Consider the following 11,084-nt stretch of genomic DNA (forward strand, 5'->3'; position numbering starts at 1 on the left):
GCGATCATCCCGTCCATCGAAGGATCGGCGATCGCGACCGGCTTCAACACGATCTGGATCGACCGGGAGGACCCGTTCTGGGCCGGCTTCTCGGTGGTTTGACGGCGATAACGACAAAGGGGGGATTTTTTGGCGAGAGGAATTTTGGGGCCGTTGAAGCCCCTCGACACGCATTCGGCGCATGAGCCCGATCGCGCGCTCCGCAAGACGCTGAGCTGGCCGCATCTGATCGCGCTGGGCATCGGCGCGATCGTCGGCACCGGCATCTATACGCTGACCGGCGTCGGCGCCGACCGCGCCGGACCCGCGGTGGTCCTGTCCTTTGCCATCGCCGGCGCCGTCTGCGCCTTCGCCGCGCTCGCCTATGCCGAAATGGCGACGCTGATCCCCACCGCGGGCAGCGCCTATACCTACACCTATTCGGTGATCGGCGAATCGATCGCCTGGATCGTCGGGTGGAGCCTGATCCTCGAATATTCGCTGGCGTGCAGCACCGTCGCGGTCGGCTGGTCCGCCTATCTGGTCGGCTGGATCGAGGCGGCGGGCATCCATCTGCCGCCGCTGTTGCTGTCCGGGCCGCACGCGGGCGGGATCATCAATCTGCCGGCGGTGCTGGTCGCGCTGGCGATCGCCGGAATGCTGATCGCGGGCACGCGGGAGAGCGCGACGTTCAACATCATCCTCGTCGCGATCAAGCTGATGGCGCTGGCGCTGTTCGTCGCGCTGGCGCTGCCCGCCTTCACCGGCGGCAATTTCGAACCGTTCATGCCCTATGGTTTCGGCAGCACGGTCAGCCCCGACGGGGTCAAGCGCGGGGTGATGGCGGCGGCGGCGATCGTGTTCTTCGCCTTCTATGGCTTCGACGCCGTGGCGACCTCCGCCGAGGAGGCCAAGAATCCGGGCCGCGACCTGACCATCGGCATCATCGGATCGATGGCCGCCTGCACCTTCATCTACATGCTGGTCGCGGTGTCGGCGATCGGCGCGGCGGGCTATATCGACCTTGGCAAGTCTGCCGAGCCGCTCGCCTATGTGCTCCGCACGCTCGAGCATCCGGCGGCGGCGTGGGCGATCGGTCTCGCGGCGCTGATTGCGCTGCCCTCGGTCATCCTGGTGATGATGTACGGGCAGAGCCGCATCTTCTTCGTCATGGCGCGCGACGGGCTGCTGCCACGCGGGCTGAGCAAGGTGTCGGAACGCACCGGTTCGCCGGTGGTGATCACGGCGGTGACCGGCGTGTTCGTCGCGGTGGTCGCGGGCTTCTTCCGCCTCGACGAGATCGCCGAGCTGGCCAACGCCGGCACGCTGCTCGCCTTCATCGCGGTCGCGGCGTGCATGATGATCCTGCGCAAGCGCGCGCCGGAGCTGAAGCGGGTGTTCCGTTGCCCGCAGCCCTATATCGTCGGCACGCTGGCCATCCTCGGCTGCCTCTATCTGATGTCGAGCCTGCCGCTGCACACGTTGACGCGGTTCGTCGGCTGGAACGTGGTCGGGATCATCCTCTACCTGCTCTATGGCCGCACCCGCAGCCTGGCGAGCAAGGGCAAGGCCGTCACCGGCATCTGATTGGCGCCGCGCGCGACAAGAAAAGGATCGCATCCCCCTGGGGTGCGATCCTTTTTTTGTGTGTGGGGCCAGTTCGATTACTTCATCCGCCGCAAGCCGCGCGCATCAGAGGTCGGCTCGTTGGACAAGGTGCTCCAAAGATCGTATACAGTATATTCCCGGTGAGTCGGAAAACCGACGCGGGCAGGTTCAGCAAGACAAAAAGGGGTCTAGCGTGAGGAAACTTCGGAAAGCCGCCTTTCTGGCCGCCGCTGCGGCACCGCTGGTGATGGCGTCGCCAGTCTGGGCGCAGGATGCGTCAGGTGACGGCGGCGCGACTCAGGACAATCCCGAAATCGTCATCACCGGATCACGCTTGCCATCGGGCGATCTGACCGGCCCGGCGCCGCTCACCATTCTCGACAGCGCGGAGATCAACCGCACCGGTCGCACCAGCATCGGCGAATTGCTGCGCGAACTGCCGGTCGCCAGCGCGGCGGCCAGCGACAGCGCGGGTCGCGGCAACGACGGTTCGGCCAACATCGCCCTGCGCGGGCTGAGCGCGGTCAACACGCTGGTGCTGCTCAACGGCCGCCGGATGCTGTCCAACTCGGCCGGCGGCACGGTCGACCTCAACTCGATCCCGTTCGACATGATCGACCGCGTCGAGGTGCTGCAGGACGGCGCCTCCGCGGTCTACGGCTCCGACGCGATCTCCGGCGTGGTCAACTCGATCCTGCGGCGCGACTATGACGGCGTCCTGCTCAAGGCCGGCTCCGGCGTCTCCAGTCGCGGTGACCTGCCCAACTACGAACTCAGCGGCACGTTCGGCATGAAGGGCAGCCGGGGCGGCTTCATCGTCAACGCCAGCTATCGCGAATCGGGCGGCAACGTCATCGGCGATCGCCCGGTCAGCCTCGATCCCGACTGGCGGTCGATGGGCGGACGCAACTATCGCGACTCCGCGCCGACCACCAGCACCGCCTTCAAGGGGCTGGACCCCTCCCGGCCCAACGCGATCCTGATCCTGAAGGACGGCGCGACCGGCTATAGCTCGCTGTCCGACTATCGCGACGCCCGATTCCCCGGCGCGCTGACCGCCGACGACGGCCTCGCCGCGAACGACGGCGTCAACTATTGGGCCTATGAATCGAGCGCATCGGCGATCCGCCAGATCAACGTCAGCGCCAATGGCCATTACGAACTGACCAGCGGCATCGAGGCATTCGTCGAGGCCGGTTACAGCACGCGCCATTCGCTCGGCTTCCTGGCGCCCGATTATTACGACGGCACCGTCACCGTCGGCGCGGCGAGCCCGACCAACCCGTTCGGCCGCGACCTGACCGTCTATCGCACCTTCGTCGAGGAAGGGCTGGGCAACAGCCGCCGCAACGAAGTCGACGCCAAGCTCTATCGCATCGTCGCCGGGCTGGAGGGGAAGGTCGGTTCGTGGAACTGGGACGTGTCGGCCAACGTCCAGCATCTCGACCAATATACCAACAGCGGCTTCGGCATCGTCCAGTCGCGCTTCCAGCTCGCGATCGACGATCCCACGCGCAAATTCTACCTCAACACGACCTGCGCGCAGACCGCCGGATGCGTGCCGATCAACCTGTTCGGCCCCGCCGGATCGATCACCGAGGCGCAACTGGCGTCGGTGTCGGCACAGCATTGGCGTGACGTGAACGCCGATTTGCGGTCGTTCGTCGCCAATATCGCCGGGCCGCTGTTCAAGCTGCCCTACGGCACCGTCAACATCGCGGTCGGCGCCGAATATCGCGAGGAAAGCTACGAGCAGTTCCAGGACAACGCCGCCGACTATACCACCCAGACCCCGCCGTTCCTGCCGCCGACCCGCAAGGTCAAGGAAGTCTATGGCGAGGTCGGGCTGCCGCTGCTCAAGGACATTCCGCTGGTCTACAGCCTCGATGTCGAGGCGGCGGTGCGCTATTCCGACTATGATGCGTTCGGCAGCACCACCAATCCCAAGGTCGGGGTGAAGTGGAAGCCGATCCGCGACCTGCTGATCCGCGGTTCGTGGGGCACCGGTTTCCGCGCGCCGAACTTCACTGAGGCGAACTCGACGCAGACGCGCGGCTATCGACCGTTGACCGATCCTTGTCAGGGCGCCGGCTATGCGTCGCTGGCCGGATGCCATGGCACCCAGTCCCCGGTCGTCACCGGCGCCTGGGTGGTGGCGGGCGGCAACCCCAATCTGCGGCCCGAAACCGCCGACACGCTGACGGTCGGCGCGGTGTTCACGCCCAGCTTCGTCCCGCGCCTGTCGCTGACCGTCGACTTCTTCCGCATCAAGAAGGCCGACATCATCGGCATTCCCGACCCCGACTATATCATCGCGCAGAATGCCGCGGGGGTCAGCGGGTTCGAGACTCTGGTGACGCGCAACCCGGACAATTCGCTGTACGAAGTGTTCGCCGGCCGCGCCAACCTGCTCGATCAGAAGATCAAGGGCATCGACATCGGCGTCAACTACCGGATGGATCTCGGGTCGGCGGGCAAGCTCGATCTGCGCGGCGACGTGACCTATACCGACAGCTACAAGCTGTCGCCGGCGCCGAACCAGCCCGCGGTCGAGCGTGTCGGCACCTTCACCACAGCGCTGGGGACGATCCCGCGCTACAAGGCGACCGGCCGCGCCACCTGGACGATCGGGCCGTTCACCACGACCTATGGCATGCGTTACGTCGGCCCGGTCCGCAACGACGCCTCGCTGCTGGTCAACGGCGCCCGGCTGCGTGCCGAGGACTATATCCAGCACGACATCGCGCTGATGTACGACTGGGAGGCCCAGAAGGCGCGGATGACGCTGGGCGTCGAGAACGTCGGCGACGCGATGCCGCCGTGGCTGGAGGGCAACTACTACAACGGCTTCGACAACCTCACCTTCAACTCGCGCGGTCGCTTCTTCTACGTGCGTCTGCAAAAGGGGTTCTAGGCTGGACGGGCGTGGGGCCGGTACGTACCGCCCCACGCTTCAACGACAAGCGATCGCGGGAGGGGAATACGAGATGCGGACAGCGGCCATCCGGGCTTTGATCGCGGGGAGCGCGCTGGTCGCGCTGGCCCCTGCCGCGATGGCGCAACGCCAGGTGGCGGCGCCGATAACCGACCCCGCCGACCCGAAGTTCGTCACCGCGCAGACGCGCAAGATGGGTGGGGTGATGCCGCCCGAGCAACTTGCGCTGACGTTCGAGCATCTCGACCTGGCAACCAAGGTCTATCCCGATCAGAAGCGGATCGAGAGCACCGCGACGCTGACGCTCACGTCGAGCCGGCCGGTGCCGGTGCTGATCCTCGACATGTTCCCCAAGTTCAGCATCGCCTCGATCAGCGTCGATGGCAGGACGATCGCGCCCACCGCCTATTCGAACCCGGACGGGCAGCTTCGCATCACGCTGCCGAACCCGATTCCGGCGGGCAAGCGGTTCGTCGCCAGGGTGGTGTTCTCCGGCACGCCGCCACTCGCCAAGCGGCCGCCGTGGGAAGGCGGCACCACGTGGACGACGACGCCCGACGGCAAATCCCCGTGGATCGACACCTCGCTGTGGGGCGGCGGCTGCGACCTGCTCTATCCGTGCCTCGACCACCCGACGCTCAAGCCGGCGACCACCGACCTTCATTATACCGTGCCGACGGGGCTGATGGCGGTCGGCAACGGCAAGCTGGTGAGCAAGACCGAGGCGCCGGGCTGGACGACGTGGAACTGGGCGGCGCGCAGTATCCACACCTATGGCTCGGTGCTCGACGTCGGCCCCTACAAGGTGATGGAGGGCGATTATAAGAGCCGCTTCGGCAACACTATCCCGATGCGCTTCTACTATCTGCCGGGCGAGGAGGCGAAGGCGGCGGAACTGTTCGCCGAATTCCCCCGGACGCTGGAATTCTGGGAAGCGGTGATCGGCCCCTATCCGTGGGCGGACCAGAAGATGGGCGTGATCCGCGTGCCGTTCTCCGGCCTCGAGAACCAGACCATGGTGGGATATTCCAACGATTATCCCAAGACGCCGTTCGGCTGGGACTGGCTGATGAACCACGAATTCGGCCACGAATGGTTCGCCAACCAGCTTTCCGCGGCGAACTACGACGACCTGTGGCTGCACGAGGGACTCGGCTCCTACGCGCAGCCGTTGCTGTCCCAATATCAGGGCGGCGAGATCGATTACATGGCGCAGTTGAAGTCGCAGCGCGCCGGCATCCGCAACGAACAGCCGCTGGTCAGCGGCGCCGAGCGCGACGAAAAATGGGTCTATGCCGACCCGACCGGCCCGCGCGGCGACATCTATCCAAAGGGAAGCTGGGTCGCGCACACGCTGCGCCAGCTGATCGGCGACGACGCCTTCTTCAAGTCGATCCGCATCCTCGTCTATGGCCGCGACGATCCGAAGCCGGGCAATTTCACCCCGCAGTTCGGCACCACCCAGGGCTTCCTGAAGATCGTCAACCAGGTGACGGGGAAGGACTATAAGTGGTTCTTCGACGCGTATCTCTACAAGGCGGGCTTGCCCAAGCTGGTGCGCGCGCATGAGGGCGGGATGCTCAAGCTGCGCTGGCAGACGCCCGACAACGTGCCGTTCCCGATGCCGCTCGACGTGCGGGTCGACGGCCGGACGGTGACGCTGCCGATGGCCGACGGCACCGGCCAGATCGCCGCCGGTCCGTTCGCCGCCGTCACGATCGATCCGGGTTCCAAGATCCTGATGCAGTCGGACGCGATCGACAAATATCAGGCTTGGCAGGCGTCGCAGCGCAAGTGAGCGGCGCCACCGGGACCGTCGCGCTCCGCCCGAGGACGGCCTCCCCTTGGCGGTGCGCGGCGGTTTTGCTCGCGGTCGCGGTCACCCCGCCGGGCGAGCTGGCGGCGGCGGAGCGGCCGCCGGTGGTGCGGATCGACACCGCGCGCGGCACGATCCGCGCGGTGATCGAGACGGGGAAAGCGCCGGTCACCGCGTGCAATTTCCTGCGCTATATGCAGGCCGGCCATTTCGATGGCGGCACATTCTTCCGCACCGTCCGCAGCGACCGCGCCGTGCTCAACCCCGTACCGATCGACGTCATCCAGATGCAGGCGCGCGACGGACCGGAATTCGCCGCCTTTGCCCCCATCCCGATGGAGCGCACCTCGGTGACCGGGCTGCGCCATGTCGCCGGCGCGCTGTCGATGGCCCGCGCCGCGCCCGACAGTGCGACGTCGAGCTGGTCGATCGTCGTGCGCGATTCGCCGGCGATGGATTTCGGCGGGCAGCGCAATCCCGACGGGCAGGGTTTCGCCGTGTTCGGCCGCGTCGTTAGCGGCATGGCGGTGGTGCGCGCGATCCAGGCGGCGCCGGCCGACGACAGGGAACAACTCGCCACGCCGGTGCTCATCCGCCGGATCACGCTCGACCGCCCCAAAGGCGGGGCGGTCGAGTGGCTGATGCGGGATTGCCGTTAGAAGAACAGCTTGCGGATGCTCAGCTTGACCGTGCGCCCGGTCGGGTCGAGCAGGTCGGGCTGATAGTTGATCGGGGTCGCGCCGCTTGCGTCGGTGACGTGCAGCCGGGCGTCGAACAGGTTGGTGACGTTCAGCGACACCCGTGTCCCGCGCAGCCACGGATTGGCCCGCACCAGCGCCATGTTCGGCTGGAAATTGGCGAACAGCCGCAGGTTGAGCGTCGCCAGCGACGAGAATTTCAGGTCGGTCGGCGCGTTGGCGGTGCCGCCGTTCACCGAACTTCCCGACTGCCAGTTGCCCGACAGCCGCACGCCATAGCCGTTGAGCGTGCCCCCCGCCTGCACCTCGATCTCGTGGCGCGGCTGGCCGCCGCGGCTGCCGGTCGCCGATCCGTCGAGCAGGTCGAGCACCGGGACGCCGGGGCGGATCAGGATCTGATCCTGGAGATGCCAGGTGTGATAGGCGGCGAATTGCAGCCGCCCACCGCTCATCGCACGCGCCATCGCCTGCCCGCGCGGGTTGTTGGGATTGGCCATGGTGTTCATGAAGTTACGGCGGCGATCGGCGTCGCTGCCGCCACCCGCCGGCGGAGTGTCGGTGCTCGCCCCCGTTGCCGCGACCGTATCCGTCGCGGGCGGCGTGGCGCTATTCTCTCCCGCCGTGGTGCCGGGGCGGGTGGCTGGGGCGCCGCCGCCTTCGTCGCGGCCACCGAACCCCCCGCCGGGAGCGCCGAAGCCGCCGCCCGGACCGCCGAAACCGCCGCCGGGTCCGCGAAAGCCGCCCGCCGGGCGCTGGGGCGGGGCCGGGCCGATCCGCTTGGCGAAGTTGAACCCCCAGCGCAGTTCCTGGCTGTCCTCGCGCGCGAAATTGACCGGGCGGGTATCGATGCGGACCAGCCGCCCCTCGTCATCGCGGGTAAAGCGGTCGGGGAACGCCGCCTCGATCGCTTCGGTCGGGCTGGGAAAGCTGGCGATCGGATCGCGGGTGCGCGCCTTCACGTAGTTGGCGGTGACGGTCAGGTCGGTGCTGCCCAGCGGCTTCAGCGTCAGGCCCAGCTTGGTGACGCGGCGGCTTTCGGCGTTCAGCAGCGGATTGCCGCCGGCGACGCTGGTGATGTCGATGCTCTCGCCACGCACATAGTCGAACACGCGCGTATCGGGCGTCACCACCACAGGGTTGCCGAGCTGCGACACGCTCGGGGCGCTCTCGGTCTGGTTGACCGAGGCGATCACCCGGATCGCGTCGATCGGCGACCATCGCACCCCATAGCCGGTGGTCTTGAGGTCGCCGAAATCGGAGACGTGGTTGAGCGCGGCGTTGGCGTTGACCGACAGATTGCCGATCGCGCCCAGGAAATTGCCGCGCTTGGCGATCGGCAGGTCGACGCTGGCCTGGACGGTGCCGGTCTGGCGGTCGAGATCGCTGTCGCTGAGCAGGCCGGAGCGGAACGCATGGGCGTCGAAGCTGCTGGTCTCGTATCCCGACTTCAACGACGCGACCAGCTTGCCGGCGGGCAGCGTCATCACCGGCCCGCTCGCGGTCGCCTCGGCATTGCCGGTCGTGGTGATCGAGCGCGCATAGTCGCGGCGGTAATCGCCGAGCAGCGCGGGGCTGAGGTAGTTGAACGGATCGACCGTCGGATCGCCGGCGTCGATCCGCGCCTGCGCCGCCGCCAGATCGAGCGTGGTGTCGCTCAACGTGCGCGAAAAGGCGCGGTCGAAGCCGCCCGTGAACGACCACCGCCATTTGCCGACGTCGCCGTTGAGTACGAGGCCGAGGTGGCCGGTATTCCCGGCGACCTCACGCTCGCGCGCGCCGGCCTCCACGAAATAGCGGTTGACCAGCACCGGGCTGGCGAAGGGTGAGAACGGGCTGTTCGCCGGCACCTCCAGCGCGCCGCTGCCCAGCCCCAGTTCGGACGCGCTCGCCGTGGCGGCGAAAGTGCCGTTGAGCGAGGCGCTGACGTTGCCGAATATGGTGCGGCTGTAGGTGGCGTTGGTCGACAGCGTGCGGTTGGCCGCGTTCAGCGTCCGATAGTTGGCGAGGCTGCTCGCGGTCCGGGGCAGCAGGAAGTCGCTCAGCGCCAGCGCGCTGTTCTGCCCGATCGGCACCCCGGCGACGGTCACCGGCTGGCCGGCGAGCGCGCTCAGGGCGGGGTCGATCTCGGTCGCGCCGTCCAGCGCCGGAGTGACGTTGCCGGGGATGCTGAACGCACCCTGCGTCGGCGTCGGGATGATATCGCGGTCGGCCTCGTACAGCGCGGTGCCGCCGTCGTAGTGGAGATTGAGGTTGAACCGGCGATCGCGGCTGATCGTCAGCCGGGTGAGGTCGGCCGATCCGGTGTAGAGCCCGCCGCCGGTCGCCCCGCCGCCGGCGATTTCGCCGGTATAGGCGCGGAAACGGCGGCGCAGGACGAAGTTCACCACGCGCTGATCGGGGCGATAGCCCAGGCCGAGCGCGGCCTCCTCCGGCAGGATGTCGACTCGCTCGATCGCCTCGGTCGGGATGTCGCGGATCTCGGAGAAGCCCGAGACGCGGCGGCCGTTGAGCAGCACCACGGGCGCGCCGCCGCGCCCCTGGCCGCTACGCACTTGCGGCCCGAGTTCGTTGAGCAGCTCGGAGATCGAACTGACGCCGTAGGAGCGGATATCGGCGGGGCTGAGCTGAATGTCGGGCTTGATGTCGCCGGGCACCGCGCCGCGCTCCCGCGCGCCGGTGACGGTGATGTCGGGGCCAAGCTCGTCCTCGTCGGGCGCTTGCCCGGCGGCGGCGTGGTCGGCGGGTTCGGGCGTCGTCGCCTGTTGCGCGGCCGCCGGCACCGTCATCATTGGCGCCAAAGCGACGCCCAGCCACAACCCGTTCTTTGCCACGCCGATCAACTCCACCCGGTACTCGCCGGGCAGGTCCCGACACCATTCGGCGCGGGTTAGCAGCGATTTGTCGCAAAAGATTGGCAGTCCGGGGGCAGCAGACGAGAATTATCGGTTCGCCCGGGCCGGTCAGATCGCGTCGGGCTGATCGCTCTCCCGCGCGCCGATCCAAAAGGCGGTCGATCCATAGATGTCGCGTTCGGCGCGGAAACGGATACCCCAGCCGCGCAATGTCTCGATCGGGTCGCGCGCGCCGATCATGGCGAACTTGCGGCGGATGCGGTGGATCAGCACGTCGCGGCTTTCGGGGCAGGAGCCATGGTCGGCGAGCAGATCGTGGGCATCTTCCCAGCGCATCCGGCTGCGGCGGATCAACGCGCCGAGCAGCGTCGCCTCGATCGGAGACAGCGGCACGCGCCGGCCGTTCCAGCAGATTTCGACCGGTTCGACCGTCATCGTCAGCGCGCCGCGCTTGACGATCGGGCGTGGCGCTTCGTGCGGCAGGGTGAAGCTGTCGATGTGGGACGCGGTATACATGACGCCACGCTAGGCCGCGGTGCCGGAACACGGCACCCGAATGTCGCAAAAGCCGCCCGAGGTGCGACAAAGGGCCTCGCGCGCTGCCAAACGCATCGTCTGGCCCACGAACGGCATCGGTCGCGCTTGGCTTTGGCGGGGTGGTAGTAATAGCACTATGGCATGAACGCCGTCGTGCCGCCGGCGCCGCCACCGCCGCTCCCCACGCAGCTCACCCGGCGCATCACCACCGTCACCATCCTGTTGTTCTGGGCGGCGCAGTTCGGCGTGATGACCGCCGGCCGGATCATGACCGGCGCGGGGGACGACGCCAGTTTCCTGGCGCCGCGCGCGATCGTCACCGCGATCGGCGTGCTGCTGTCGTTCGGGATCGCCGCCTTCCATGTGCGTACGCGCGGGGCGGCGCTGTCGCGGCGGCTGGTGCTGGCGGTGGTGGCGGCACTGGCGTGTTCGGTGATGCACGCCGTGGTCAATTTCCTGATCTTTCACCTGTTCATGCCGATGCGCAACTGGGAGGACGCGACCATCGCCAGCTATGCGCTGGCGGTGCTGCAATGGTTCTGGGCCTATTCGGCGCTGTCGGGGCTGCTGCTGTCGGTGGTCTATTCGGCGGAGATGGGCGAATATGAACGCCGCGCCGCGCAGTTGCAGCGCGAGGCGCACGCCGCGCACCTGCGCGC

General features: G+C 67.6%; 7 protein-coding genes and 1 pseudogene. 6 read left to right on the forward strand and 2 right to left on the reverse strand.

The window, feature by feature from the left end; translation table 11 throughout:
- From VNR91_RS10780 to VNR91_RS10800, 5 genes and pseudogenes are all read left to right on the forward strand, one after another.
- Window positions 1-102: pseudogene (locus VNR91_RS10780) on the forward strand (hydroxyproline-2-epimerase); the annotation flags it as partial.
- A gap of 27 nt (window positions 103-129) precedes the next feature.
- Window positions 130-1,566: an amino acid permease gene (locus VNR91_RS10785; protein WP_414712407.1), complete on the forward strand. Its 1,437-nt coding sequence runs from the start codon at window positions 130-132 to the stop codon at window positions 1,564-1,566.
- Window positions 1,567-1,780: 214 nt separating this feature from the next.
- Window positions 1,781-4,501 carry a TonB-dependent receptor gene (locus tag VNR91_RS10790; protein WP_325490772.1) on the forward strand — a complete coding sequence of 907 codons (2,721 nt, stop codon included), beginning with the start codon at window positions 1,781-1,783 and terminating at the stop codon, window positions 4,499-4,501.
- 73 nt (window positions 4,502-4,574) lie between these two features.
- The gene (locus VNR91_RS10795; RefSeq protein WP_325490773.1) at window positions 4,575-6,320 is read left to right on the forward strand and encodes a M1 family metallopeptidase; all 1,746 of its coding nucleotides are present in this window, start codon (window positions 4,575-4,577) and stop codon (window positions 6,318-6,320) included.
- Between the two features lie 65 nt (window positions 6,321-6,385).
- On the forward strand, window positions 6,386-6,997 hold the full coding sequence (locus tag VNR91_RS10800; RefSeq protein ID WP_325490774.1) for a peptidylprolyl isomerase: 612 nt from the start codon (window positions 6,386-6,388) through the stop codon (window positions 6,995-6,997).
- On the opposite strand, the gene VNR91_RS10805 is transcribed toward VNR91_RS10800, so the two are convergent.
- Window positions 6,994-9,867, reverse strand: coding sequence for a TonB-dependent receptor (locus VNR91_RS10805; protein WP_325490775.1), 2,874 nt, complete (start codon window positions 9,865-9,867; stop codon window positions 6,994-6,996). The two genes, VNR91_RS10800 and VNR91_RS10805, sit on opposite strands and share 4 nt — an antisense overlap.
- A 129-nt stretch (window positions 9,868-9,996) precedes the next feature.
- Window positions 9,997-10,404, reverse strand: a complete 408-nt coding sequence (locus tag VNR91_RS10810) for a winged helix-turn-helix domain-containing protein (RefSeq protein WP_325490776.1) — start codon at window positions 10,402-10,404, stop codon at window positions 9,997-9,999.
- A gap of 162 nt (window positions 10,405-10,566) precedes the next feature.
- Here VNR91_RS10810 and VNR91_RS10815 point away from each other — a divergent pair.
- Window positions 10,567-11,084 (forward strand): hypothetical protein (locus VNR91_RS10815; protein WP_325490777.1); only part of this gene is annotated, 518 nt, incomplete at its 3' end.

The organism is Sphingomonas sp., from assembly GCF_035555815.1.
GTDB lineage: Bacteria > Pseudomonadota > Alphaproteobacteria > Sphingomonadales > Sphingomonadaceae > Sphingomonas.